This is a genomic window from Tenacibaculum sp. MAR_2010_89 (genome assembly GCF_900105985.1).
Classification (GTDB): Bacteria; Bacteroidota; Bacteroidia; order Flavobacteriales; family Flavobacteriaceae; genus Polaribacter; species Polaribacter halocynthiae.
In genome coordinates this window covers 1-26,186 of the sequence record NZ_FNUB01000001.1, presented here as the reverse complement: position 1 = coordinate 26,186, position 26,186 = coordinate 1, and the positions used below count along the sequence as shown (strand labels likewise).

Below are 26,186 nucleotides of genomic sequence, written 5' to 3'. Positions count from 1 at the left end.
TTTTTATTATTTGGACTTAGAGTTTTTTTCTCAGCAAGTAGCAGATGATAAATACTTGCCAGTTGTTAGAAAAGCAAGTCATACAGTAGAAATTTTTGTAGATGAAGCTCATAATAATTTTCATACTGTGAGTAATAGGTTTAAACCTTTTGCAACATTGTTAAGAAGAGCTGGGTATACAGTAAAAGGTTTTACTAATAAATTTACTGATAATAGTTTAAAAAAAATTAAAACTTTAGTTATATCAAATGCATTGGCATCTGGAAGTAGACCGCCTTTTGTTATACCTACTAAAAGTGCATTTACGGATGAAGAAATAAAAGTGATAGAAAAATGGGTAGCAAAAGGAGGTTCACTATTTTTAATAGCCGATCACATGCCATTTGCTGGAGCTAGTGAAAAATTAGGAGCTGCTTTTGGATTTAAATTTTATAATAGCTTTTTATTAGATAAAGATAGAAGAGGGATTTTTGACTTTTCTAAGAAAAATTCAATGCTAGCTAAGCATAAGATTACAAGTAATAAATCACCATATGGTAAAATTAAAAGAGTTAGAACTTTTACAGGGCAAGCATTTAAAATACCAAATAAAGCACAGTCTATTTTAAAAACAAATGAAAAATTAATCGTGTATTTACCAGATACGATGTGGCGATTTTCTAGTAAAACAAAACGTTTTAAAGCTACAAATATGTCACAGGGTGCTGTAATAAAATATAAAAAAGGGAAAGTTGCAGTTTTTGGAGAAGCAGCTATGTTCACAGCTCAATTAGCAGGAAGAAGTCAGTTTAAAGTTGGAATGAATGCTGAAGAAGCTTCAGAAAACTATAAGTTTTTATTAAATTTAATTTATTGGCTTCAATCAAAATAAAACTATGAAATTGTATTTAATGAAAAAGAAAATTGTAATTATTATTTTTATTATTGGAATTATAAAAGTCGAAGCGCAAACTTCGGCTTTTAAATCTATAGATGATTTAATAAATATCGGGAGGTATAAAAAGGCATTAATATCATTAAAAAAAATGCCAGAAACATTCTTGTCTCATAAGAAAACAGCATCTATTTATGAAGCAATTGATAATACAAAATTAGCAATTATGTATTATGAAAAGGCATTGATTATAAAAGATGATTATATGACTAGAGTTAAGTTGGGGAAGTTGTATAAAAAAAGAAAACACTTACATAAAGCAATAATTATTTTCAAAGATATTGTTACCAAAGATACAGGTAATTTATTAATTAGCTATCAATTGGGGAAGCTGTATTTACAAGTTAAAAAACCGAAGAAAGCAATTACTATTTTTAAAAAGCTTATTAATAAAGATGATTCAAATGCGAATTATTATTATTACAAAGGGCTTGCTTATAAAATGCTAAAAAAGAGAGATTTGAAAATGAATAGTTTTTTAGAAGCTTATAAGAAAGATAAAACTCACTTAAAGGCAATAGAGCTTTTAGCGAGATCATATACTTCTTTAAGGTATAAAGATTCTGCTAGAATGTTTATTGATAAAGGACTTCAAATTAATCCTAACCATATCAAATTAAATAAATTAAAAATTAATAATCTTTATAGAGCAAAAAAGTATGGTGATGCAATTCAATTATTGCAAAAGATAGATTCATTAGAGCAAAATGAATTATATACTCAAAAAATGTTAGGACGTAGTTTTTATAATTTAAAAGAGTATGATGAAGCTAAGAAGTATTTTAATAAAGCGAAACGAATAGATCGTTCTGATTATAAAATTTACGGATATTTAGGAGATGTTGCTTTTGATCAGAAAAATTATGAAGAGGCAAGTTTAGGATATATGTTTGCGTCTTTCATTGGTAAAGAATCAAGAGATTCTGAGTATTATAAGTTAGCTAGGACCTACGAGAAATTAAATAAGCCAAAGCAAGCAATAAAAGCATACGGTAATGCTGTAAAAGAAAACTATAAAAATCACAAAGCACTGTATCAATTGGCAACAGTTTCTGAAAATTATTATAAAAATAAAAAAATAGCTTATAAGCATTATAAAAATTATATGAATCGATTTGAAATGAAAGATTCTATTCTTTCTGTGCAGGTTAAAAGAAGAATAATAGAAATAAAAAAATTCTATTTTAAAAAAGGTGAAGTGTTAGACTAATAGTTTTTTTGTATTTTCACTTAAAAATCAGTGAAATGCACATTCGAAATGTGATTTTTGGTATAATTCTATTCTTTTTAGTATCGTGTGATTATTTCTCTTTTACTAAAAAGAAAAAAAACACAAGCTATTGATACTATTATTAATTTATCTAAAGTAGATGTTTCACCTTCATTTAATAAATGTAAAGAACTTGATGTAAGTGCCAAAAATGATTGTTTTAGAGCTGAAATACAAGAAAAAATTTCAATGTCATTAAGTGAAATTGATTTTATTGTAGATGAAGATATGGATGAGGTAATTTATGTTCATTTAATCATAAACAATTATGGTAGAGTTAAATTAAAAGAAATTGAAGCATCGAAAAATGTTTTAGAAAAGCTACCAGTTTTAGATAGTTTACTAAAGGTTTCAGTTAAAAAACTTCCTAAAATATTTCCTGCAATTAAAAGAGGAATCCCAGTAACTACTCAATATACATTACCTGTTAAAATTGCTATTAAAAACAACTAATATATTTGATGTATTCTAGTGAATTGATACTTTTTTAAGTGCAATTCGTTGGTTATTAGTTGTTAAAAAACACCGGTTTTTGTTACAAATTTATAATTGATTCGTTTACGAAATAAGTAAACTAATAAAACCAAAATATGAATCAATTAATTGTAGAAACCAAAAATCTCAATTTTTCTTATTCAAAATCAAGAAAAGATATTGAGAGTTTAGCACTTCAGGTACCTAAAGGAAGTGTTTATGGTTTTCTTGGACCTAATGGTTCAGGAAAAAGCACAACCATCCGTTTAATTTTAGGGCTTTTAAAAAAGCAAGCAGGAGAAGTTTCTTTGTTTGGGAAGCCGTTTAATGCAGGAAGCAGAATTAAAAGTTTAAATAAAATTGGAGCGTTGATAGAAAACCCTTCATTATACGAACACTTGAATGCGGTTGAGAATTTAAAGATTGCAGCAAATTATAGAGGAGGAATACCTCTAGAAAGAATTGAAGAGGTTATAGAGATAGTTAGGTTAACTCATGCGAAAAAGAAAAAAGTGAAAGCTTACTCATTAGGAATGAAGCAACGTTTGGGCTTGGCTATTTCATTACTAAGTAATCCTGAGCTTATAATTTTAGATGAGCCAACTAATGGACTCGATCCTAAAGGAATTATTGAAATGAGGGAGTTAATTAAGGAATTGAATGAGAAATACGGAACTACCGTTTTTATTTCTAGCCACTTGTTAAGCGAAATTGAAAAAACATGTACACATGTTGGTATTATAAGGAATGGTAAAATGCTGTATCAAGATACGGTGAAGTCTTTAAAACAATCAAAAAGTAAAAATATGATTGTTGAAATTGAAGTAGACAAGTTTATTGAGGCAATGGTTGTTTTAGAGTCTTTAAATAAGGAAAACATGTCTAGTGAAGATGATTTTATTCAAATAGAAGTAGAAGATAAAGAAGAGATAACTAAAGTTATAGATGCTTTTAGAGCGAATAAAGTACAGGTGTTTCAAGCTAGTATTAAAAATAATTTAGAAGAACTTTTCTTATCATTAACCGAAAATTAATAGTTATGTCAGCAATTACATTTTATATATCTAATACCAAAAATGAATTGATTAAACTAAAAAGAACTTTTGCTTTTTGGTTAACCGTCATTAGTGCTTTAATAATTCCTTTACTGTTTTTTATAGTGTATGCAGTTAAGCACGCAAAATTAGCACCTGGTGCAGGAGTAAACCCGTGGGATAAATACATGTTAAATCAGGTAAAAAATTCAATACCATTTTTTGTGCCCATATTTATAGTTTTAATAACTAGTCTTATAATTCAAGTTGAACATAAAGCAACTGGGATAAAACATCTATTTGCATTGCCAATACCAAAATGGAGTGTGTATTTTGGTAAATTATCTATAGTTTTATTTTCAATTATAAGCACATATGTTTATTTCTTTGTAGCAATTTTGTTTTTTGGAACTTTATTAGGAGTTTTTTATTCAGATTTAGCGTTTTTAGACTTTCAGCCTGATTATTTGAAATATATAAAAATGTTAGGAGTTTCGTTTATTGCTTCTTTAGGGATTGTTGGAATTCAGTTTTGGTTGAGTTTTAGGTTTAAAAACTTTATAGTTCCTTTATCTGTAGGAATGGTTTTTGTTATACTTGGCTTGATTGCTTTCCAAGCACCAGAATCTATTTATTTTCCTTATTCATATAATATTTTGTCAATATCATTAGGAGATCAAATGCCTCAAACTTTTGGTATTTCGTCTGTAACAGTGTATAGTATTTTATGTTTTATACTAACTAGTGTATTAGGATATTTAGATGTTAAAAGATTAAATATAAAATAAGAATTAAGAGAAAGGGGAAGAATAAAGTTATTAAACTTGATGTAACCCAGAAACTATATATTACCCGCTGAAAAATATTCATTTTGGTGGGTTTTCTTTTTTTAATGATGTTTTTTAAATCTTCTAATGAAAGTTTTAGTAACTCATCTTTTGTCATTTTTAAGTCAATAATTCCTTTAACAGATAAACCAGTGTTATACCCTTTCCAAACTTCTTTTGGGTGTGTTAATAAAGAAAATCCCATTGCCCATAAACTCATAAATCCGATTGGGATATGTTTCCAAAGACCAGTAGCTATTTCCCAGCCAGCTATAAAAGCTTCACCTTTCCAGCTAATATCACAATCATATAAAATATGTTGAATGTCATGAATATGGACTACGTTTTTTCTAAATTGAGAATTGGGTAATTTTACTGTAAACAGCCTAAACTTTAAATTAAAAAAATCTTCATTTACACCTCCTTCTTCTGAAAGGTTATTTTCTTTATAAAATATAGTTAGTTTTTCTGAAACTGTCATGATTAATTAGAATTTGTACTACAAATGTATTTTGTAATTTCATTATAATTCTTGACAATTGTCAAGAAATTATTTCCCTCTAATTCTACTGAATGTTTCTGGTGTCATGCCTAAAAATGAAGCTATATGTTTTGATGAAACACGTTGAAATAAATATGGTTTTTTGTTAAGTAAAATATTGTAGCGTTCTTGTGCAGTATGTAATTGTATGTATTCAATTCGTTCAACCAATTCGATATATATTTGTTGTAAAAACAAACGGCCAAAACGTTCATGTTTAGGGTTGTTTTCAAGTACTTCCTCTATATCATTAATATTGATTACAAAAGTATTTAAGTCTTCTAATGCCTGAATGTTGTATTTACTTTTTTTACGTTGAATTAAACTATCAATGGAGGTGATACTTTCTTGTTCTGCAGAAAAATGTACAGTAATATCTTTATCCTCTTTGTAATAAAAAACACGTGCTATACCTGAAGTTATGATATAAAAGTTATTACAGATTGTACCAGCTTCATGAATGATATCATGTTTAGAAAAACTTCTGACAGTCATGATTTCTTGAAGAGCTTCCATTAATTCAGGGTTTTCTAGCAAAAAGGAGATGTTTTTATGGGGATAATCTATCATTTATAATTGTAATAATTCTTCAATAAATTCACGTTGATTTGAAAGGCGAGGTACTTTGTGTTGACCTCCCAATTTTCCTTTTCTTTTTAGCCAGTCATAAAATAACCCTTTGCGAGCTTTATGAATCTTAGGCATTGATAAGGTCATGTTGTTATAGCGTTTAGCTTCATAATCAGAATTACAAGTTTTTAATGAGTTATCTAATAATTCAGTGAAAAAAGCCAAGTTTTCAGGAGCTTTATTAAATTCAATTATCCACTCATGTGCTCCTTGTTTTTTACCATCCATAAAAATAGGTCCAACAGTATAATCTTTAATACTAGCGTTGGTTTTATCGCAAGCAGCTTTTAATGCTTCTTCTGTGTTTTCAATAATAAGTTCTTCACCAAAAACATTTATATGGTGTTTTGTTCTTCCTGTAATTTTTATTCTATAGGGCTTTATTGATGTAAATTTGATGGTGTCACCAATTAAGTAACGCCATAAACCTCCATTGGTGGTAATCACCATTGCATAATTGATGTCTTTCTTTACTTCAGAAAGAGGAATAGCAATTGAGTTTTCTCCATTATATTGATTCATAGGGATGAACTCATAAAAAATCCCATAATCTAGCATTAATAAAAGCTCTTCAGAATTATTTTGATCTTGTAAAGCAAAGAAACCTTCAGAAGCATTGTATGTTTCATAATAGCGGAAACTTTTTTTAGGAATTAACTTTTTATATTGTTCTCTATAGGGATTAAAATTAACTCCACCATGAAAGTATACTTCTAAATTGGGCCATACTTCAAGAATGTTGTTTTTGCCTGTTTTTTCTAAAACTCTATTTAATAAAACAAGCATCCATGAAGGCACGCCAACTAAACTAGTGATGTTTTCATTAATGGTTTCATCAATAATGGCTTCCATCTTTGTTTCCCATTCTTCCATTAAAGCAACTTCTTGTTTAGGAGCAGAGCTAAAATCAGCCCAAAAAGGCATGTTTTCTATAATGATAGCTGATAAATCCCCGAAATACGAATTGTTATCTTCGTAAACAGCAGAGCTACCACCTAATCGAAGTCCTTTTCCTTTAAATAGTTGAGCATTTTGATTGTTGTTAATGTATAAGCAAAGCATATCTTTTCCTGCTTTCATATGGCAATTTTCAATAGCATCATCACTTACGGGGATAAATTTACTTTTTGCATTTGTAGTTCCGCTTGATTTTGCAAACCATCTTATTTGGGAAGGCCAAAAAATGTTTTGTTCACCTTTTCTACAGCGTTCAATTAGTGGCTCAATACTTTCATATTTTTGAATGGGAACTTGTGAAGAAAATTTCTTGTAAGAATCTATAGATGAAAAATGGTGTAATTTACCTAATTCAGTGTTTTTGGCAGTGTTTAATAATCTGAATAATACTTCATTTTGAACATCAATAGGGTATTTTAAAAATAGTTCTACTTGATGCTTACGTTTTTTTAAAAACCAAGAAATGATTGAATTTATAAACGGAAACGCCATATATTTTTTTAAGTTTGTACTTTGTTGTTGCTGTATTTTCTATTTTAAAAAACATCAGCAAAAATTTTTAGCTAAAAGTAATAAAATTTAAGACATGCAATATCAAGGAGTGTTAAAAAAAATGGCTACCGAGAATTTAGAAACGGTACAATATTATTTAGATATGAAAACTGATTTTTTAAATATGAATCAGTTGTTAAATAAAGAGCTTGAATTTCATTTTATTACTTATGAATGTTTGAGTTGTGGATTGGAGAAAGAGATTTACAGACAAGGTTTTTGTAAAAAATGTTTTTTTGAAACAGCGAAAGCTGGTGATTGGATTATGCGACCTGAATTAAGTAAGGCTCATTTAGGAATTGAAGATCGTGATTTAGAATATGAAAAACAAGCACAATTACAGCCTCATATTGTGTATTTAGCAAATTCTAGTAATGTAAAAGTTGGAGTAACACGAAAAAATCAAGTACCTACAAGGTGGATAGATCAAGGTGCGCATGAGGCTATTGAAATTGTTGAGGTTCCTAATAGGTATTTAGCAGGTATTACCGAGGTTGCTTTAAAAGAGCATGTTGCTGATAAAACCAATTGGCGAAAAATGCTTAAAAATGACATAGAAGATGAAAGTTTAGAATCATGGCAAGAAAAGTTACGTGAATTTATACCTGAAGAAGCAAAGGCATATTTTATTGAAAACAACAAAGAAACAAGTATTAATTTTCCTGTAGAGAAATATCCTTCGAAGCCAAAAAGTTTGAACTTAAAAAAACAAGAATCTTATAAAGGTAAATTAGTAGGAATTAAAGGGCAGTATTTTATTTTTGAAGATGAAACTGTTTTTAATGTTCGAGCTAATGAAGGTTTGGTAGTTAAAATCGTTGTTAAATAGTATTAATCGATATATAAAGAAAAAAGGATCTGCAATTTAATTGCAGATCCTTTTTTAGTTGTAATTCAGATATTAAGACAATCCAGAAATTTTACCATTATTATCAATACTCATACCTTCAGAGGCAGGAGTAGCTGGTAAACCAGGCATACGCATCATTTTTCCTAAAATAGGGATAATGAATTGAGCACCTGCAGCAATTTCTATTTCTCTAACTGTAACAGTAAATCCTTCTGGTCTTCCTATTAACTTGTCATTGTCAGAAAATGATTTTTGTGTTTTGGCCATACAAATTGCAAAATCATTAAAACCTAAGCGATCTATTCTTCGTAGGTTTAATTGAGCTTTTTTATCGTAAGTAACACCAACTGCACCATAAATTTCTTTTGCAATTGTTTCTATTTTTTCTTTTACAGGGCTTTTCCAGTCGTATAAAGGTTTGTATTGTGTAGCCTTGTTTTCAACAACGTTTATAACTGCATTGGCTAATTTTTTTGTACCATCGCCACCATTAGCCCATCCTTCAGAGACCACTGCTTCAACACCTAGTTTTTTACATGCACCAATAACAAAAACTACTTCATCAATAGAGTCTGAAATAAAAGAGTTTATAGCAACAACAGGTTCAATATTATATTTACGAATGTTTTCAATATGTTTTTCAAGGTTTTTAAATCCGTTTTGAACACGTTCTAAATTTGGAGTATTGTATTCTTCTTTTGGAGAACCTCCATGATGACGCAAAGCTCTAACTGTAGCTACTAATACAACACATTTAGGATTAAGTTTAGCGTGAGCAGATTTTATATTTAAGAATTTTTCAGCTCCTAAGTCAGCGCCAAAACCAGCTTCAGTTACTACATAATTTGATAAAGATAATCCCATTTTAGTAGCAATTACACTGTTGGTTCCTTGCGCAATATTTGCAAAAGGACCACCATGTATAATTGCAGGGTTTTCTTCTAATGTCTGAACAAGGTTAGGTTTTATGGCATCTTTAAGTAAAATAGCCATAGCGTTTTCTGCTTTTAAATCCTTAGCAAAAACTGGTTTTTTATCAAAAGTAAAGCCTATAAAAATATTCCCTAAACGTTCTTTTAAGTCATTGAAGTCACTAGCCATACATAAAATAGCCATAACTTCAGAAGCAGGAGTAATATTAAAGCCATCTTCACGAGGAATTCCATTTCCAGTACCTCCTAAACCAATAGTAATTTGACGAAGAGCACGATCATTCATATCTATAACACGTTTCCAAAGAATTGTTCTTGGATCAATGTTTAAATTGTTGACTTTACTTTGAAGGTTATTGTCAATTAATGCAGATAGTAAATTATTTGCTTTTTCAATAGCATTAAAGTCTCCTGTAAAATGTAGGTTAATATCTTCCATTGGTACTACTTGTGAGTAACCACCTCCGGCAGCTCCTCCTTTTATACCAAAAACAGGACCTAAAGAAGGTTCACGTAAAACTACAGTAGCTTGCTTTCCTACTTTATTTAATCCTTCAGTTAAACCAATAGAAACAGTTGTTTTTCCTTCACCAGCAGGAGTAGGTGTTAAGGCTGTAACTAAAACTAAATTGTTTTGTTTTATTTTTTCTTCATCAATTAAATCTAAAGGAAGTTTAGCTTTATACTTACCGTACATTTCTAAGTTGTCTTCTTCTATCTTAAGTTTTTGAGCAATATGCTTAATATGCTGCAATTTTTTTCCTTGAGCAATCTCAATATCAGTTAAGTGTGCTGTTTTAGGAGTTTCAATGTCAGTAGTATGTGCCATTGTATCGAATTAAATTATTTAAAGTTGTTTGATGTGCTTGAAAAGCTTGTAAATATACATAATATAAATACCAAAAAAGAAGTATTCTATTATCAAGTATTTGTTAATTAGTAGCTAGAAACATAAATATGACAAAAGAATTGTCAAATCTTTTTTGAAATACTATATTTGCACGTTTTAAAAAAAGTCGATTTAAATTATAAGAATATGCAAAACAAAGGTCTTATTAAATTATTTGCTATTCTTTTTGGATTAGTAAGTTTATACCAATTATCATTTACATTTTTTGCCAACAAGGTAGAAAGCAGTGCAAAAGAATACGCTGAGAAAAATGTTAACGGTGGTAGTGGTAGAGAGTTAGCTAAGCTAGAAAAGAAATACATTGATAGTGTAGCAAATAAAGAAGTAGTTAATTTAGGAGTTGCTAAATACACCTATAATGATATCAGGGATAAAGAAATGAACCTTGGTTTAGATTTAAAAGGTGGTATTAATGCAATTTTACAAGTATCTGTTAAAGATATTTTAATAGGGTTATCAAATGACTCTAAAAACTCTGTATTCAATGAAGCTTTAGCAAAAGCTGATGAAGCACAGAAAGATAGCCAAGACGATTATATAGATTTATTTTATAGTCAATTTGAGGCTTTAAGTAACGGAAGTGTTAAATTAAGTGATCCATCAATTTTTGGAACTAAAGCACTACGTGATAAAATAGACTTTAATAAAACCAATGAACAAGTAAAATCGACTTTACAACAGGAAATTAACACGTCTATAAATACAGCTTTCGAAGTATTACGTAGCCGTATTGATAAATTTGGTGTAGTTCAACCAAGTATTCAACGAATTGGAACTTCTGGAAGAATTCAAGTAGAATTGCCAGGAGCTAAAGATATTGAGCGTGTACAAAAATTATTACAAAGTACAGCTGAATTACAGTTTTGGGAAGTATATACTAATGCTGATGTAATTCCATATTTTGTGCAAGCTAACGCTAAATCTATCGAGTTATTAAAAGACAAGACAGCTAGCGCTACTGAGCAAGTAAAAGATACTGCAAAGAAAGGTGATGATATTGATGATTTATTAGGAGAATCAAAAGACTCAACAAATGTTGAAGCTCAAAAAATGTTATTTAACTTTTTAAGTCCAAATCAATCGCAAGTTAGTTCTACAGTAGGGTATGCTAGAGTGCAAGATACTGCTAAAGTAAATGAATTGCTTAACAATAAGGAGATTAGAGCTTTATTACCAAATAACTTAAGAAATGCAAAGTTTTTATGGAATTATCAGTCAATTACACCTGCAAAAGCAGCTGATGCTCCAGAAGATGAGGAAGTTGCTGCTATTATTGCATTATATGCTATAAAATCTAATAGAAATGATAAAGCTCCTATTGAAGGAGATGTAATTGCTGATGCAAAACAAGATTATGATCAATTAAGTAAGCCTGTAGTGTCAATGACCATGAATGGAATTGGTACTAAGAAATGGGCTAAAATGACTAGTGATAATGTTGGTAAATTTGTTGCTGTTGTTTTAGATGATTATGTATATACTGCACCTTCAGTAAATGCAGTAATATCAGGAGGAAGTACTCAAATTTCAGGAGGTCAAATGACAGTTTCTGAAGCACAAGATATAGCAACAGTTTTAAAAGCTGGTAAGTTACCTGCACCTGCACGTATTATTCAATCAGAAGTTGTAGGTCCATCATTAGGTAAAGAATCTATTAACGCAAGTATATGGTCATTTGCCTTAGCTATTTTATTAGTTTTAGGATGGATGGTTTTATATTATGGTAAAGCTGGATTATATGCAAACATTGCATTATTAGTAAATATCTTATTTATTTTTGGTGTATTAGCATCATTTAATTCTGTATTAACATTACCTGGAATAGCAGGTATTATTTTAACAATAGGTATGTCGGTTGATGCCAACGTAATTATTTTTGAAAGAATTAAAGAAGGGTTAACAGGAGGTAAGAGCTTAGCTACCGCAGTAGATGAAGGGTTTAGTATTAAAGGAGCTTTATCTGCAATTATTGATGCAAACATTACAACGTTATTAACTGGTGTAATTTTATATGCTTTTGGTACAGGTCCAATTAAAGGATTTGCATTAACATTAATGATTGGTATAGCAACATCATTATTTACAGCTATTTTCATTACACGATTATTAGTTGATGGAGCTGTAACTAAAGGAACTAATTTAACATTCAATACTAATATTTCTAAAAATTGGTTTAAGAATATCAATATTGAATTTTTGAAGAAACGTAAGTTAGCTTATGTTATTTCTGGAGCTATCATTGCTTTTGGTTTAGTTTCTATTTTAACTATAGGATTAAAACAAGGAGTTGATTTTAAAGGAGGACGTTCTTATATTGTTCGTTTTGATAAGCCAGTAAAAGCAAATGAAGTAGCTGCTACTTTAAAGAATGCTTTTGGTACTGCTCCTGAAGCAAAAACGTATGGTTCTGAAAATCAATTAAAAATAACTACAGTTTATAAAATTGATGAAGAAGGAAGACAAGTTGATGAGCAAGTTCAAAGTGAATTATATAAAGGGTTAAAGCCTTATTTAGGTGATACTACTTACGAGAACTTTAAGCCTGGTTTTGAAAAAGCTGGTAGTGGTATAATGAGTTATATGAAAGTTGAACCAACAATTGCAGATGATATTAAGCAAGCTGCATTATGGGCTGTAATAGGTTCGTTAATTGTAGTGTTCTTATATATCTTATTGCGTTTTAGAAAGGTTGCCTTTTCTATTGGAGCAGTAGTAGCCGTATTCCATGATGTTTTAGTTGTATTAGGTGTGTTCTCAATTTTATATAAAGTTATGCCTTTTGATATGGAAATTGGACAATCATTTATAGCGGCAATACTTACAGTAGTAGGATATTCACTGAATGATACCGTGGTAATTTTTGATAGAATTAGAGAATATGCTAATAACAGTACTTCTTTTACTGCTGGTTTAGTTGATAAAGCATTAAGTAGTACGTTAGGAAGAACTATAAATACATCATTAACAACATTGTTAGTAATGTTAGCGATATTCTTCTTTGGAGGTGATAGTATTAAAGGATTTATGTTTGCATTAATTATAGGTGTAATTGTAGGTACTTATTCATCTTTATTCGTTGCAACTCCAATTATGTTTGATGTTGCCAAAAAAAGAGAGAAGAAATAAAAAAATAAGAAACAAAAATAAAACCGTTTTGAATAATGTTCAAAACGGTTTTTTCATTTACTATCAAGCAACTATCTTTGCAATCTGATGAAAATAACAAAACTCCACGATTTATATTTTAAAGAATTCGTTTCTAAAAACGATATAGCTACTATTGTAAAGCAATTAGCGTTACAAGTAAAAAAAGATTTACCTAAAGATGAAGTACCTCTTTTTATTGGTATTTTAAATGGTTGTTTTGTTTTTGCTGCTGATTTTGTAAGAGAATTTAATGGAGATTGCGAAATTTCTTTTGTTAAGTTAGCTTCTTATGAAGGAACAAATTCTTCAGAAAAAGTAAAGAAATTAATTGGAGTAAATGAAGATTTATCTGACCGTACCGTTGTGATATTGGAAGATGTAATTGATACAGGAACGACATTACAAGAGATTTACGAAATATTCAAAACCAAAAACTTAAAAGAATTAAAAATAGCAACGCTTTTCTTTAAGCCAGATGTATATAAAAAAGAGTTACCAATTGACTATATAGGAAAAAGTATTGATGATGCTTTTATAGTTGGTTATGGACTTGATTATAATGGTTACGGAAGAAATTTACCTGCTGTTTATCAGTTAACAACAAAACCTAAAATGAAAAACATCGTATTATTTGGCCCTCCAGGTGCAGGAAAAGGAACACAAGCTACAGTTTTAAAAGATAAATATAACTTAGTACATATTTCAACAGGAGATGTTTTCCGTTATAATATCAAAAATGGAACTGAGTTAGGGATTTTAGCAAAAACATATATGGATGCTGGAAATTTAGTTCCAGATGAAGTAACTATTAGTATGCTTAAAGCTGAAGTTGAAAAAAACTCAGATGTAAATGGGTTCATTTTTGATGGATTTCCAAGAACACAATCTCAAGCTGAAGTATTAGATGAGTTTTTAGCAGAGAAAGGAGAACGAATTAATGGAATGGTTGCTTTAGAGGTTTCTGAAGATTTATTAGTTGAGCGTATCTTAGAGAGAGGTAAAACTAGTGGAAGATCTGATGATACTGATGAAAGTAAAATCAGAAATCGTTTTAATGAATACAATACAAAAACAGCTGTATTAAAAGACTTTTATGAAGATAAAGGTACATATTATGGGGTAAATGGTGTGGGTTCTATTGAAGAAATCACAGAGCGTTTATCTGATGTTTTTGATACATTATAAAAATATATTTAACTATTAATTTAGCTAAATAAATAAACAAAAAAAATGACCGAAGGAAATTTTGTCGATTATATAAAAGTTTATGCATCTTCAGGTAAAGGTGGTAAAGGTTCTGTTCATTTACACCGTGAAAAGTACATAACAAAAGGTGGTCCTGATGGAGGAGATGGAGGAAGAGGTGGTCACGTAATTGTGCGTGGAGATAAAACTATGTGGACACTTTTTCACTTAAAGTTTAAGCGTCATTTTAAAGCTGAACATGGTGGTCATGGAAGTAGTAGTAGAAGTACTGGTGCTGATGGAGCAGATATAGTAATACCTGTTCCTTTAGGTACAGTTTTTAGAGATGCTGATACTGATGAAATACTTTTTGAAGTCACTGAACATGACGAAGATATTATTTTATTAGAAGGAGGTAAAGGAGGAAGAGGAAATTGGCACTTTAAATCGTCAACAAATCAAGCACCTCGTTATGCTCAACCTGGAATTGATGGTGTCGAAGGTTGGTTTCGAATGGAACTTAAAATTTTAGCAGATGTAGGATTAGTCGGATTTCCTAATGCAGGAAAATCTACCTTACTTTCAGTAATAACTGCAGCTAAACCTAAAATTGCTGATTATGCTTTTACAACTTTAAAACCTAATTTAGGAATTGTAGAATATAGAAATCATCAAAGTTTTGTGATGGCTGATATTCCTGGTATTATTGAGGGAGCGTCAGAAGGTAAAGGGTTAGGGCATTATTTCTTAAGACATATTGAACGTAATTCTACTTTATTATTCTTAATAGCTGCTGATAGTGATGATATTAAGAAGGAATATGAAATTTTATTAAATGAACTTCGTAAGCATAACCCTGAGTTATTAGATAAGCAACGATTATTGGCTATTTCGAAATGTGATATGCTAGATGATGAATTAAAAGAAGAAATTAAACAGGAATTACCAGATGGGGTTGATACATTGTTTATTTCATCTGTAGCTCAAACTGGTTTAATGGAGTTGAAAGATACTCTTTGGAAGATGTTAAACTAAACAATATAGTTTTTATAAAAAAAAGCTGTGATTTTAAAATCACAGCTTTTTTGTTTTTAAGTTTAATCTTAGTTTTTCAAAAACTTTTTAGTTAACACACCAGTTATTGTTGTTAATCGTAAAATGTAAACTCCTGTAGGGAGGTAGTTTAAATTAATACTGTTATTGCTTTTTCCTTTGAAAACGATTCTGCCAGAAATGTCTGAAATATTGATGGTGGTAATTTCTTCTTTGTTAATACCAATGTTTAATGTTTCTTTAACGGGTACAGGATAGATTTTTACAGTTGCTAATGAGTTTTTATTAATACTCGCTGTAGCACAATTTTCGCTAAAACTTGAAGCACTATCAAAAGCAAAATTACTCCCTGTCCAATTACTTGTACTATAGGCAATATCATCTACTTGGATACAATTTAGGCTGCTATTTCTAACAACTTCAATTTCTTTAAAAGTAGTATTAGTACCATTAGCTAAATTTAATGAGGTTAAACTATTAATAGAGCAGTAAAGTTTAGTTAGCTTAGGGCAGTTACTCACATCTAAGCTAGTTATTTTATTTCCACCACAGTTTAATGAACTAAGTTCAATATTTTTGCTTACATCTAGGGAAGAAATATTGCCATTGTTATAACAGAAAAATAAACGCAGATCAACATTTTTTGTAACATCTAAATCTGTAAGTTGATTTGTATGGCAGTAAATTTTTGAAAGCATTGTGTTTTTACTTGTGTCTAAGGTATTTATCTTGTTAGTGCTACAGTCAAAATAAACTAAAGATAAGTTGTTCGTTATGTCAATGCTCGTAAGTTCATTGTCATAAGAATATAAAGTGTTTAATTCTGTATTTTTTGAAACATCAATGCTTGTAAGTTTATTATTGTATGAGTAAAGATACTTTAACTTTACATTTTTACTAAGATCCAAGCTTGTTAATTGATTACTATAACATGATAAGCTTGTAAGATTAATAAACGCTTCGATACCATTTAAATTTGCAATATTTTTATTAGAAACATCCATACTTCCACTAAATGCATTGGCTTCGCTAGTTTGAATTTCTGAATCATTATTGGTGTTTATTGCGGTGTTAGCTACTAAAGTAGCTTTGAAATTTGTGTCTGGTATTGTAACATTTTGTGCACTTACAACCATGCTACTAAAAAATAATAATAAAAGTAATTGTTTTGTCATAATAATAGGGGAATTAATAATTGTTTTTAAGAATGAAATTAATTTAATACTCGTTTAGCTTTAACAAAAGCTGTTTTCCAATAGGGTTCATTTAATGAATTTGTAATTACTCCTTTTGAAGTAGTAGAATGTATGAAGTAAATATTGTGATTGTCAATATTTGTAACTAAACCGACATGATTTATTTTTCCTTTTAGCCTATTAATATTAAAAAATAATAAATCACCAAGCTTTATTTTATCGGTAGATATTTTTTTGCCTTTATTACTCATTGAACTAGAAGAGCGTGGTAATAATACATTAATCTGTTTGAAAGATGTTTGTACTAGGCCAGAACAGTCCATTCCTTTTGATGTAATTCCTCCAGGTTTATAAGGTACGCCGTTATAAGAATTAGCAATAGAAATAACTTTATCAGTTAAAGAAATTAGAGGAGCTTTCTTATTACTTGATTGCTTTTTTTCAGTTTTAAAAAAGCAATACATAATAAAAGTGATAATACTAATTAGTAAAACAACTCTTTGTTTCATTTTGAAAATTATAGTTACAAAACTCTTTTTGCTTTAATAAAAGCTCTTTTCCAATATTTTTCACGTAAAGAGCTTACTAACACCCCTCGTGAACTCGTAGAATGAATAAAACGAATTACTCCGTTTTTTACTGAGGTAATTAATCCAACGTGATTAACTTTACCTCTTTTTCGAGTAGTTTTGAAAAAAAGCAAGTCACCTCGCTTAACCTTATTTAAAGGTATTGAATAGCCTTCTAAATACATTAACTTAGATGTTCTAGGCAAAGAAACATTCCGTTTTTTGAAAGAAGTATAAATTAAACCAGAGCAATCCATTCCTTTTTTACTAGTACCTCCATACTTATATGGAGCTCCTTTATAGGAAACGGCAGTCCAAACAATTTTATCAGCAGTTGTAATTTTTTTCTTAGAAGGTTTTGAAACTTGATGTTTAATAGGTTTATTAGAACTAACTTTTTTTGATGAACCACACGAGTACATAAAAAATAAAATACAAAAAACTGGAAATAATTTTCTAATCACTTATTTAATTGTTTTTTAATCCATCAACAATCAACTTAGCTGTTTTTTCAGAAGCACCTTTACCTCCTAAAACTTTCTCTAAATCAAAATAATCTAAGAATAGTTGCTCTCTATGAGTAGAATCTAATATACGAAATAATTCTTGTTTAAGTTTTTCTTTTGTAAAGTCATTTTGAATTAATTCAGTAACAACTTCTTTATTCATAATTAAATTAACCAAAGAAATATAATCTAATGTTATAATTCTTTTAGCTATTTGGTATTCAATATTACTACCTTTATAGCAAACTACTTGAGGAACCTTAAATAAAGCCGCTTCTAAAGTAGCAGTTCCAGAAGTAACCAAAGCTGCGTACGAAATACTTAATAGGTCGTAAGTTTTATTTGAAATAAAAGAAACATTTTTATTTTTAATAAACTCTTGATAGAATTCATAAGATTGACTAGGGGCACCAGCTACAACAAATTGATAATTTGAAAAGTCGTCTGTTAATGATAGCATAACAGATAACATTTTAGAGATTTCTTGTTTTCTGCTTCCTGGTAAAAGGGCAATAATCTTTTTTGAGCCTAAATGATGTTTTTTTCTAAATTCATGTTCGTCTACTTGTTTTCTACCTTCAATGCCATCAATTAGTGGATGTCCTACAAAATTTACAGTATAATTAAACTTACTGTAAAAATCCTTTTCAAAAGGAAGTATAACAAACATGTTATCAATGTCACGTTTTATACTTTCTACTCTTCCTGGTCTACTAGCCCATACTTGAGGTGAAATATAGTAATTGGTTTTAAAATTGTTTTTTTTTGCCCACTTAGCAATTCTTAAATTAAAACCAGAGTTGTCTATAAAAATAATCACATCTGGATTATATTTTGCAATATCTTTTTTACAAGATTTAATAAAGTTTAATGCTTTTTTAAGGTTTAAAAGAACTTCTACAAAACCCATTATAGCTCGTTCTTTATAATGTGTTACTAATGTGCCACCAACATTTTGCATTAAGTCACCACCCCAAAATCGAATATCTGCTTCAGGGTCTTCTTTAAATAAAGCTTTCATTAAATTTGCTCCATGTAAATCTCCTGATGCTTCTCCTGCAAGTATATAGTATTTCATAAAATCTTCTAATGCGTCTTGTTGAGATTTATATAAATTTCAAGATAAAGGTAAATATAGCAATTGTAATTGTTGCAATTAAAACACCTCTAGCTCGATAATCTTGTTTCTTTTTTAAAAAAACAAAAAAAACAAACAAATTTGGTATAGCTGCTAAAGCAATAACAGCTCCTAAAACTCCTCCCTCTTTAATTTTATTAAGCGTTTCGGAAATATTTGATTGAGAAATATATTGTAAATAAATAAAAAAACCAGAAACAGTTGCTAGTAATGAAACTAAAAAACCAATGATAACTTCTTTTTTTATATGTCCCATGAGTTTAGTTTTTGTATTGCATGATGAGCAGTCATATCAAATTGAACAGGAACAACAGAAATGTATCCGTTTTCCAAAGCCCATATATCTGTATCTTGCCCTTTGTCTTTATTAATAAATTCACCAGTTAACCAGTAATATTCTTTTCCGTAAGGACTTTTTCGTTTATCAAAGGTTTCTTTCCAGTACCCATTTGCTTGTCTACAAATGCGAATCCCTTTAATGTCGTTTTCTTTAAGTTTAGGGATATTTACATTTAAAACAACTCCATCAGTAAGTCCATTTAAAAGAACATTTAGTGTAATCTTTTCTATGAATTTTTTAGCAGCTCTAAAATCTGCATGCCAATCAAAATCTAATAAAGAAAAACCAATAGCAGGAATCCCTTCAATACCGGCCTCAACAGCAGCACTCATAGTTCCAGAATAAATAACATTGATGGAAGAGTTTGAGCCATGGTTTATGCCAGAAACACATAGGTCTGGAGTTCTGTTTAAAATTTGATTTTTGGCCATTTTAACACAGTCAGCTGGAGTACCAGAGCAACTATATTCAATTTGAGGGCCATCATCAATAGTTATAGGGTTACAATGTAAAACATTATTTACTGTAATTGCATGCCCCATACCACTTTGAGGACTGTCCGGAGCTACCACTACAACATCGCCTATTTTATTCATGATTTCAATAAGCATTCTTATACCAGGAGCGGTAATTCCATCGTCATTTGTAACTAAAATTAAGGGTCTTTCTTGCATAGTAGATTTAGTTTAACAACAAATGTAAGATAAAAAAAGGATTCTTTTTTAACATTTTGTAAAGATAGAAGAGGTGAAATATTGTGTAAAATTGTAACACTCAAATACAAAGGTATGATACGTGTTGTTGTTTATATTACAATTTTTGTTATTTCAACTTTTTTTTCAATAATTACAGCTCAAACTACAGTGAAAAAACCATGTAGTTCTATTCAGTATTCGCAATTTGATTTTTGGGTAGGTAATTGGAATGTTTATAATGATAAAGGTGCGTTAATAGGTGTTAATAATATTGTTAAAATGACTAATGCTTGTACGATTCAAGAAAATTGGACGTCTAAGACATCAAAAAGTAAGGGAACGAGCTACAATTATTTTAATAAAATAGATAATTCATGGAATCAGGTTTGGATTGATAACTCAGGATTTTCATTAATACTTAAAGGGAAATTTGAAAAGGGAAAAATGATCTTAAACAGTGAAATAATAAAAAGTAAAAAAGGAAGTTATCGTAATCAAATTATTTGGGAAAAGAAGAAAGACAATTCTGTTGTTCAAATATGGAATTACATAAATGAAAACGGAAAGGTAATAAAGGAAGTGTTTAAAGGGCTATACAAAAAAAGAGAAGAATAGTAAAAGTGGCATTATTTTAGTAGTTTAGCAGTTAGTGAAGACTACGTACATTTTAAAAACAGAAGATTTATGAAGACGAAATTCATTATTCATTTTTTTGCAATAATTATTTTATTTGCTAATTCAGTGCATGCATCATCAAATTTTAAAGATGAAGACCCTGAAAAAGACAGAGTAATAGTATATGTTTTAAAAAATATATTAAGTAGGTATCATTACGTGCAAAAAAAATTAGATGATAATTTTTCTGAGCATGTTTACAATTCTTTTATTGAAGGGTTAGATCCAAGTAAAAGATATTTTACTCAAGAAGATTTAAAAGAGTTTTCTCAGTATAAGTATTTAATTGATGATCAATTAAGAGATACTAATATTGATTTTTACAAATTAGTTTATGGAAGGTTTTTAGAGAAGTTAGATGCTGCAAAAATTAATTATAGAACATTATTAAAGCAGTCATTTAATTATAATAAAAAGGAAACTATTAATGTTGATTATGAAAAAATACCATTCGCTAAAAATGAAAATGAGTTGTTAGACTATTGGAGAAGACAGTTAAAGTTATCAATAATAGGTAGAATTGAAGAGGGAGAAAGAATACAGAAAGATAAAATTGATAAAGGAGAAAAGGTTGAAAAGAAAACTTTTACGGAATTAGAAGTTGAAGCTAGAGCTGAAGTGTTGAAAAATATGAATGAGTTATATATCAGAATTGATGAACTAGAAAGTTCAGATTGGTATTCAACATTTTTAAATAGCATCGTTAGCGGATTTGACCCTCACACTACTTATATGTCTCCAAGAATTAAATCTCGTTTTGATCAGGATATGTCTGGTAAACTAGAAGGGATTGGAGCACGTTTACAAAAGAAAGGAATGTATACCCATGTTGTAGAGTTGATTTCTGGAGGGCCAGCTTGGAAACAAAATGAATTAGAAGCAGGAGATATTATATTAAAGGTAGCTCAAGCTGATGCAGAACCAGTTAATATTGTAGGAGTAAGATTAGATGATGCGATCAAATTTATAAAAGGAAAAAAAGGGACTGAAGTAAGGTTGACAGTTAAGAAAAAATTTGATGGGTCTACTCAAGTAATTTCTATAATAAGAGACGTAGTTGAGCTAGAAGAAACATTTGTGAAATCAAGTATAGTAGAAAAAGATGGTAAAAAGTATGGAATAATAAATTTACCTAAATTTTATATTGACTTTAGTGACTCCAACAGTAGAGATGCAGCTAAAGATATGGAGAAAGAAATTGAAAGATTAAAAGCTGAAAATGTAAAAGGGTTGATTGTTGATTTAAGAGATAATGGAGGAGGATCTTTAAAAACCGCAATTGAAATTGGAGGTTTGTTTATTGATAAAGGGCCAATAGTTCAAGTAAAGTATAGAGGAGAAGATCCATTAGTGAAAAATGATACGGATAGTAAAATACAATGGAATGGACCTTTAGTAGTTATGGTGAATGAGTTTTCAGCATCTGCCTCTGAAATTTTTGCTGCAGCAATGCAAGATTATAAAAGAGGAGTGATAATTGGAGGAAAGCAAACCTATGGTAAAGGAACAGTTCAAAATGTTTTACCTATAAATCGTTTTTATGAGCAATATCCTAGTGATTTGGGAGCTCTAAAAATGACAATTCAAAAATTTTACAGAATTAATGGAGGATCAACTCAAATTGAAGGAGTTTATTCTGATATTTCTTTACCAAGTAGGTATAGTTATATGAAATTTGGTGAAAGAGATCTAGATGGGGCTTTAGCTTGGGACAAAGTAAAACAAGCAAATTATAAGATTAGAAACTCATATAGTAATTTTGCAGATGTTGTATATAAGAGTAATCAAAGGGTTCTTAATGATGAAAAATTTCAAAAGATTAATGAATACGCAAAATGGTTAAAGAAAAATCAAGATGAAAATATTTACTCATTAAACTATAATGAATTTAAAAATGAGACTGATAAAAAATCTATGCAAGGAAAGAAATTTAAAGAAGTTTTTAAATTCAAATCTAACATAACATTTAATGCACCTAAATATGAATATGAATTATTTAAAAAGGATACTATTTTAAAAGGTAAGCGTATAGCTTGGCATAAAAACCTTAAAAAAGATATTTATATGAATGAAGCTTTAAATGTTTTAAGTGAATTGAAAATGAAAAAAGAATATTCAATAGTAAAACATTAAAAGGTCATTTTATTTTTGGCTTAGCAAAGTTTAAAAATGTGGTAATATTAAATATTGTATGTTTGTAGCCCAAAAAATAAAATAATAAATGAAAGCATATATTTTTCCTGGTCAAGGAGCACAGTTTACAGGAATGGGACTAGACTTATATGAAAAGTCACCTATAGCTCAAGATCTATTTGAAAAAGCTAATAATATATTAGGTTTTAGTATTACTGATATAATGTTTGAGGGAGATGCTGAAGAGTTAAAACAAACAAAAGTAACACAACCAGCTATTTTTTTACATTCAGTAATTTTAGCAAAGGTTTTAGGAGATGATTTTAATCCTGAAATGGTAGCTGGGCATTCTCTTGGAGAGTTGTCGGCATTAGTTGCAAATAAAGTATTGTCTTTCGAAGACGGATTAAAATTAGTTTCAAAAAGAGCTTTAGCTATGCAAAAAGCTTGTGAAGTGCAAAAATCAACAATGGCTGCTGTTCTTGGATTAGAAGATAATGTAGTTGAAGAAGTATGTGAAGATATAGATGGGATCGTAGTTGCAGCTAATTACAACTGTCCTGGGCAACTTGTAATTTCTGGAGAAGTAGATGCTATAAATAAAGCTTGTGATCTACTAAAAGAAAAAGGAGCTAGAAGAGCTTTAGTTTTACCAGTTGGAGGAGGTTTTCATTCTCCAATGATGGAGCCAGCAAGAGAAGAATTGGCAAAGGCAATTGAAGAAACAGAATTTAATGAGCCTATTTGTCCTGTTTATCAAAATGTAGTAGCTAAAGCTGTAACAAATCCTGATGAAATAAAAGAAAATTTAATATTACAATTAACAGCTCCTGTAAAATGGACTCAGTGTATTAAAGCAATGATTGCAGATGGAGGAAGTGAGTTTGTAGAAGTTGGGCCAGGTAAAGTTTTACAAGGTTTAATGCGAAAAATTGATAGAACTGTAACAGCAAGTAGGGCTGAATTAGTATAAAATTACTTTTAAAAATTATAATTAAGAAGCAGGTTTTTATGAAAACCTGCTTTTTTTTGTTTTAAAAAAAGGAACAAAAGAGCTCAAACACCTGCTTCAATCCCTAACACAGGTATATAATATTAGTATAAGTACTATATAAATTGCTTGATTTTTGAATAAAGTTTACAAGAATGGAGAACAATTATATAAGTATAGAGTTATATAATGTATAGGGATTACTGTAGGAAAATTGGCTTTTATAACAGTACTCAAAAAAACTTTTTGATTTAAAAGCTTAGTAGGTAGTTGATTAAGAAAATCTTTAAAAATAACTTCAAAAAAGTCATTGTCATGTTAGAAAAGGGATCTATATTTGCACCCGCAAACGGATAAGCGCAGAGTTTAAAAGTAAGCAAAGTTCATTAAAATAGGGTTATTAAGATATTAAGCGAGGGTTAAAAAATAAGTTAAAAAAAGCTTGTTTAAAACAAATGAAAGTGAGTATCTTTGCAGTCCGAATTTTAGGGAATAGTTCATTGATTTATGGGATTTACAAATTTAAAAAAAAACTTCAAAAAAGTTTTTGTCAGATTAAAAATAGTTTGTAGGTTTGCATCCGCTTAGAGAAAGCGACACGATTACAGAGATTTTGGAAAGACCGTTAAAAAGTCAGTTAGTTCGATTCTAACGTTTCTACAAAAAGTTAATTAAGGTTTTGATTGAGAGATATCAAGTATTAAGGTTAACAAAGTTCATTGAAAATATTGAAATTGACAGCGTAATTAAAGAGTAGAATTACCACAGTCTAATTAGTTAGATTAAAAAAATTCTTTTGAAACTTATTCATTAATAATATTAAAGATTATACAATGAAGAGTTTGATCCTGGCTCAGGATGAACGCTAGCGGCAGGCTTAACACATGCAAGTCGAGGGGTAACAGGGGAGCTTGCTTCCGCTGACGACCGGCGAACGGGTGCGTAACGCGTATAGAATCTGCCTTGTACAGGAGGATAGCCTTTAGAAATGAAGATTAATACTCCATAATATTGAGAAGTGGCATCGCTTTTTAATTAAACATTTATGGGTACAAGATGACTATGCGTCCTATTAGCTAGATGGTAAGGTAACGGCTTACCATGGCAACGATAGGTAGGGGGTCTGAGAGGATTATCCCCCACACTGGTACTGAGACACGGACCAGACTCCTACGGGAGGCAGCAGTGAGGAATATTGGTCAATGGAGGCAACTCTGAACCAGCCATGCCGCGTGCAGGATGACTGCCCTATGGGTTGTAAACTGCTTTTATACAGGAAGAAACAGTCGTACGTGTACGGCCTTGACGGTACTGTAAGAATAAGCACCGGCTAACTCCGTGCCAGCAGCCGCGGTAATACGGAGGGTGCAAGCGTTATCCGGAATCATTGGGTTTAAAGGGTCCGCAGGCGGTCAATTAAGTCAGAGGTGAAATCCCATAGCTTAACTATGGAACTGCCTTTGATACTGGTTGACTTGAGTTATACGGAAGTAGATAGAATGTGTAGTGTAGCGGTGAAATGCATAGATATTACACAGAATACCGATTGCGAAGGCAGTCTACTACGTATATACTGACGCTCATGGACGAAAGCGTGGGGAGCGAACAGGATTAGATACCCTGGTAGTCCACGCCGTAAACGATGGACACTAGTTGTTGGGATTTATCTCAGTGACTAAGCGAAAGTGATAAGTGTCCCACCTGGGGAGTACGATCGCAAGATTGAAACTCAAAGGAATTGACGGGGGCCCGCACAAGCGGTGGAGCATGTGGTTTAATTCGATGATACGCGAGGAACCTTACCAGGGCTTAAATGTGGTCTGACAGCTTTAGAGATAGAGTTTTCTTCGGACAGATCACAAGGTGCTGCATGGTTGTCGTCAGCTCGTGCCGTGAGGTGTCAGGTTAAGTCCTATAACGAGCGCAACCCCTATCGTTAGTTGCTAACAAGTAAAGTTGAGGACTCTAGCGAGACTGCCGGTGCAAACCGTGAGGAAGGTGGGGATGACGTCAAATCATCACGGCCCTTACGTCCTGGGCTACACACGTGCTACAATGGTATGGACAATGAGCAGCCACTATGCGAATAGGAGCGAATCTATAAACCATATCACAGTTCGGATCGGAGTCTGCAACTCGACTCCGTGAAGCTGGAATCGCTAGTAATCGGATATCAGCCATGATCCGGTGAATACGTTCCCGGGCCTTGTACACACCGCCCGTCAAGCCATGGAAGCTGGGGTGCCTGAAGTCGGTTACCGCAAGGAACTGCCTAGGGTAAAACTGGTAACTAGGGCTAAGTCGTAACAAGGTAGCCGTACCGGAAGGTGCGGCTGGAACACCTCCTTTCTAGAGAAAGATGGTGAGTTACAAAAGAGGTACATTTTGCTCTTTGCTGTTAATTTTAAAACACACTAATATATAGCTATTATAGTCTCGTAGCTCAGCTGGTTAGAGCGCTACACTGATAATGTAGAGGTCGGCAGTTCGAGTCTGCCCGGACTACAAATAAAGAAGTATATATTAGGAAGGAAATTCTGGAAGTTAGAGAATTCAACATTCATAATTGAGGATTCATATTCTGAATTTCATAATGGGGGATTAGCTCAGCTGGCTAGAGCGCTTGCCTTGCACGCAAGAGGTCATC

Annotated in this window: 22 protein-coding genes, 1 tRNA gene and 1 rRNA gene; 14 read left to right on the top strand and 10 right to left on the bottom strand. The window is 30.8% G+C overall.

Annotated elements, in window-relative coordinates; genetic code table 11:
• Positions 1 to 10: 10 nt before the first annotated feature.
• The 5 genes from BLV71_RS00120 to BLV71_RS00100 all read left to right on the top strand — a co-directional run bounded on the left by BLV71_RS00120 (position 11) and on the right by BLV71_RS00100 (position 4,500).
• Positions 11 to 871: a motility-associated ABC transporter substrate-binding family protein gene (locus tag BLV71_RS00120; protein ID WP_093868593.1), complete on the top strand. Its 861-nt coding sequence runs from the start codon at positions 11 to 13 to the stop codon at positions 869 to 871.
• Positions 872 to 890: 19 nt separating this feature from the next.
• A complete protein-coding gene (locus tag BLV71_RS00115) occupies positions 891 to 2,144 on the top strand; it encodes a tetratricopeptide repeat protein (protein WP_093868617.1) in 1,254 nt (417 codons plus the stop codon).
• 87 nt (positions 2,145 to 2,231) lie between these two features.
• Positions 2,232 to 2,657 carry a hypothetical protein gene (locus tag BLV71_RS00110; RefSeq protein ID WP_093868592.1) on the top strand — a complete coding sequence of 142 codons (426 nt, stop codon included), beginning with the start codon at positions 2,232 to 2,234 and terminating at the stop codon, positions 2,655 to 2,657.
• Positions 2,658 to 2,794: 137 nt separating this feature from the next.
• Positions 2,795 to 3,712, top strand: coding sequence for an ABC transporter ATP-binding protein (locus BLV71_RS00105; protein WP_093868591.1), 918 nt, complete (start codon positions 2,795 to 2,797; stop codon positions 3,710 to 3,712).
• A 5-nt stretch (positions 3,713 to 3,717) separates the two neighbouring features.
• The gene (locus BLV71_RS00100; RefSeq protein WP_093868590.1) at positions 3,718 to 4,500 is read left to right on the top strand and encodes an ABC transporter permease; all 783 of its coding nucleotides are present in this window, start codon (positions 3,718 to 3,720) and stop codon (positions 4,498 to 4,500) included.
• On the opposite strand, the gene BLV71_RS00095 is transcribed toward BLV71_RS00100, so the two are convergent.
• The 3 genes from BLV71_RS00095 to BLV71_RS00085 all read right to left on the bottom strand — a co-directional run bounded on the left by BLV71_RS00095 (position 4,478) and on the right by BLV71_RS00085 (position 7,159).
• Positions 4,478 to 5,020, bottom strand: coding sequence for a hypothetical protein (locus BLV71_RS00095; protein ID WP_093868589.1), 543 nt, complete (start codon positions 5,018 to 5,020; stop codon positions 4,478 to 4,480). The two genes, BLV71_RS00100 and BLV71_RS00095, sit on opposite strands and share 23 nt — an antisense overlap.
• 69 nt (positions 5,021 to 5,089) lie before the next feature.
• Positions 5,090 to 5,650: a Crp/Fnr family transcriptional regulator gene (locus BLV71_RS00090; protein WP_093868588.1), complete on the bottom strand. Its 561-nt coding sequence runs from the start codon at positions 5,648 to 5,650 to the stop codon at positions 5,090 to 5,092.
• Entirely contained in the window at positions 5,651 to 7,159 is a 1,509-nt protein-coding gene (locus tag BLV71_RS00085; protein ID WP_093868587.1) for a GH3 auxin-responsive promoter family protein, read from the bottom strand.
• A 94-nt stretch (positions 7,160 to 7,253) separates the two neighbouring features.
• Here BLV71_RS00085 and BLV71_RS00080 point away from each other — a divergent pair, with 94 nt between their 5' ends.
• The gene (locus BLV71_RS00080; RefSeq protein WP_093868586.1) at positions 7,254 to 8,048 is read left to right on the top strand and encodes a DUF2797 domain-containing protein; all 795 of its coding nucleotides are present in this window, start codon (positions 7,254 to 7,256) and stop codon (positions 8,046 to 8,048) included.
• Between the two features lie 72 nt (positions 8,049 to 8,120).
• Here the strand turns inward: BLV71_RS00080 and BLV71_RS00075 are convergent, their stop codons facing one another.
• Entirely contained in the window at positions 8,121 to 9,830 is a 1,710-nt protein-coding gene (locus BLV71_RS00075; RefSeq protein WP_093868585.1) for a formate--tetrahydrofolate ligase, read from the bottom strand.
• A gap of 207 nt (positions 9,831 to 10,037) precedes the next feature.
• On the opposite strand from BLV71_RS00075, the gene secDF reads away from it, so the two are divergent.
• The 3 genes from secDF to obgE all read left to right on the top strand — a co-directional run bounded on the left by secDF (position 10,038) and on the right by obgE (position 15,278).
• Positions 10,038 to 13,037 carry a protein translocase subunit SecDF gene (secDF, locus tag BLV71_RS00070; protein ID WP_093868584.1) on the top strand — a complete coding sequence of 1,000 codons (3,000 nt, stop codon included), beginning with the start codon at positions 10,038 to 10,040 and terminating at the stop codon, positions 13,035 to 13,037.
• A gap of 87 nt (positions 13,038 to 13,124) precedes the next feature.
• A complete protein-coding gene (locus BLV71_RS00065) occupies positions 13,125 to 14,243 on the top strand; it encodes an adenylate kinase (RefSeq protein WP_093868583.1) in 1,119 nt (372 codons plus the stop codon).
• Between the two features lie 45 nt (positions 14,244 to 14,288).
• Positions 14,289 to 15,278 carry a GTPase ObgE gene (gene obgE / locus BLV71_RS00060; protein ID WP_093868582.1) on the top strand — a complete coding sequence of 330 codons (990 nt, stop codon included), beginning with the start codon at positions 14,289 to 14,291 and terminating at the stop codon, positions 15,276 to 15,278.
• A 68-nt stretch (positions 15,279 to 15,346) separates the two neighbouring features.
• Here obgE and BLV71_RS00055 read toward each other — a convergent pair whose 3' ends face one another.
• From BLV71_RS00055 to surE, 6 genes are read right to left on the bottom strand one after another with little or no spacing between them, the layout of a single operon-like run.
• On the bottom strand, positions 15,347 to 16,471 hold the full coding sequence (locus BLV71_RS00055) for a T9SS type A sorting domain-containing protein (RefSeq protein ID WP_093868581.1): 1,125 nt from the start codon (positions 16,469 to 16,471) through the stop codon (positions 15,347 to 15,349).
• A gap of 38 nt (positions 16,472 to 16,509) precedes the next feature.
• The gene (locus BLV71_RS00050; protein ID WP_093868580.1) at positions 16,510 to 17,001 is read right to left on the bottom strand and encodes a C40 family peptidase; all 492 of its coding nucleotides are present in this window, start codon (positions 16,999 to 17,001) and stop codon (positions 16,510 to 16,512) included.
• Positions 17,002 to 17,015: 14 nt separating this feature from the next.
• A complete protein-coding gene (locus BLV71_RS00045; RefSeq protein WP_176974313.1) occupies positions 17,016 to 17,525 on the bottom strand; it encodes a C40 family peptidase in 510 nt (169 codons plus the stop codon).
• 4 nt (positions 17,526 to 17,529) lie between these two features.
• On the bottom strand, positions 17,530 to 18,645 hold the full coding sequence (lpxB, locus tag BLV71_RS00040) for a lipid-A-disaccharide synthase (RefSeq protein ID WP_093868578.1): 1,116 nt from the start codon (positions 18,643 to 18,645) through the stop codon (positions 17,530 to 17,532).
• A gap of 28 nt (positions 18,646 to 18,673) precedes the next feature.
• Positions 18,674 to 18,961 (bottom strand): hypothetical protein, encoded by a 288-nt coding sequence (locus BLV71_RS00035; RefSeq protein WP_093868577.1) that lies wholly within the window; start codon positions 18,959 to 18,961, stop codon positions 18,674 to 18,676.
• Positions 18,949 to 19,719 carry a 5'/3'-nucleotidase SurE gene (gene surE / locus BLV71_RS00030; protein ID WP_093868576.1) on the bottom strand — a complete coding sequence of 257 codons (771 nt, stop codon included), beginning with the start codon at positions 19,717 to 19,719 and terminating at the stop codon, positions 18,949 to 18,951. The genes BLV71_RS00035 and surE overlap by 13 nt, the downstream gene beginning before the upstream one ends.
• A 114-nt stretch (positions 19,720 to 19,833) precedes the next feature.
• Here surE and BLV71_RS00025 point away from each other — a divergent pair, with 114 nt between their 5' ends.
• The 5 genes from BLV71_RS00025 to BLV71_RS00005 all read left to right on the top strand — a co-directional run bounded on the left by BLV71_RS00025 (position 19,834) and on the right by BLV71_RS00005 (position 26,045).
• Positions 19,834 to 20,355: a hypothetical protein gene (locus BLV71_RS00025; RefSeq protein WP_143032735.1), complete on the top strand. Its 522-nt coding sequence runs from the start codon at positions 19,834 to 19,836 to the stop codon at positions 20,353 to 20,355.
• 69 nt (positions 20,356 to 20,424) lie between these two features.
• On the top strand, positions 20,425 to 22,548 hold the full coding sequence (locus tag BLV71_RS00020) for a carboxy terminal-processing peptidase (protein ID WP_093868574.1): 2,124 nt from the start codon (positions 20,425 to 20,427) through the stop codon (positions 22,546 to 22,548).
• An 88-nt stretch (positions 22,549 to 22,636) separates the two neighbouring features.
• Positions 22,637 to 23,521, top strand: coding sequence for an ACP S-malonyltransferase (fabD, locus tag BLV71_RS00015; RefSeq protein WP_093868573.1), 885 nt, complete (start codon positions 22,637 to 22,639; stop codon positions 23,519 to 23,521).
• Positions 23,522 to 24,369: 848 nt separating this feature from the next.
• Positions 24,370 to 25,888, top strand: a 16S ribosomal RNA gene (locus tag BLV71_RS00010).
• An 82-nt stretch (positions 25,889 to 25,970) separates the two neighbouring features.
• Positions 25,971 to 26,045: transfer RNA gene (locus tag BLV71_RS00005), tRNA-Ile, on the top strand.
• Positions 26,046 to 26,186 lie beyond the last annotated feature (141 nt).

Bases quoted from the DNA above. Each gene is read 5' to 3' on its own strand.
- BLV71_RS00115 (WP_093868617.1), top strand. From the start codon at position 891: ATGAAAAAGAAAATTGTAATTATTATTTTTATTATTGGAATTATAAAA.
- BLV71_RS00105 (WP_093868591.1), top strand. From the start codon at position 2,795: ATGAATCAATTAATTGTAGAAACCAAAAATCTCAATTTTTCTTATTCA.
- BLV71_RS00100 (WP_093868590.1), top strand. From the start codon at position 3,718: ATGTCAGCAATTACATTTTATATATCTAATACCAAAAATGAATTGATT.
- BLV71_RS00095 (WP_093868589.1), bottom strand. From the start codon at position 5,020: ATGACAGTTTCAGAAAAACTAACTATATTTTATAAAGAAAATAACCTT.
- BLV71_RS00090 (WP_093868588.1), bottom strand. From the start codon at position 5,650: ATGATAGATTATCCCCATAAAAACATCTCCTTTTTGCTAGAAAACCCT.
- BLV71_RS00085 (WP_093868587.1), bottom strand. From the start codon at position 7,159: ATGGCGTTTCCGTTTATAAATTCAATCATTTCTTGGTTTTTAAAAAAA.
- BLV71_RS00080 (WP_093868586.1), top strand. From the start codon at position 7,254: ATGCAATATCAAGGAGTGTTAAAAAAAATGGCTACCGAGAATTTAGAA.
- BLV71_RS00075 (WP_093868585.1), bottom strand. From the start codon at position 9,830: ATGGCACATACTACTGACATTGAAACTCCTAAAACAGCACACTTAACT.
- secDF (WP_093868584.1), top strand. From the start codon at position 10,038: ATGCAAAACAAAGGTCTTATTAAATTATTTGCTATTCTTTTTGGATTA.
- BLV71_RS00065 (WP_093868583.1), top strand. From the start codon at position 13,125: ATGAAAATAACAAAACTCCACGATTTATATTTTAAAGAATTCGTTTCT.
- obgE (WP_093868582.1), top strand. From the start codon at position 14,289: ATGACCGAAGGAAATTTTGTCGATTATATAAAAGTTTATGCATCTTCA.
- BLV71_RS00055 (WP_093868581.1), bottom strand. From the start codon at position 16,471: ATGACAAAACAATTACTTTTATTATTATTTTTTAGTAGCATGGTTGTA.
- BLV71_RS00050 (WP_093868580.1), bottom strand. From the start codon at position 17,001: ATGAAACAAAGAGTTGTTTTACTAATTAGTATTATCACTTTTATTATG.
- lpxB (WP_093868578.1), bottom strand. From the start codon at position 18,645: ATGAAATACTATATACTTGCAGGAGAAGCATCAGGAGATTTACATGGA.
- BLV71_RS00035 (WP_093868577.1), bottom strand. From the start codon at position 18,961: ATGGGACATATAAAAAAAGAAGTTATCATTGGTTTTTTAGTTTCATTA.
- surE (WP_093868576.1), bottom strand. From the start codon at position 19,719: ATGCAAGAAAGACCCTTAATTTTAGTTACAAATGACGATGGAATTACC.
- BLV71_RS00025 (WP_143032735.1), top strand. From the start codon at position 19,834: ATGATACGTGTTGTTGTTTATATTACAATTTTTGTTATTTCAACTTTT.
- BLV71_RS00020 (WP_093868574.1), top strand. From the start codon at position 20,425: ATGAAGACGAAATTCATTATTCATTTTTTTGCAATAATTATTTTATTT.
- fabD (WP_093868573.1), top strand. From the start codon at position 22,637: ATGAAAGCATATATTTTTCCTGGTCAAGGAGCACAGTTTACAGGAATG.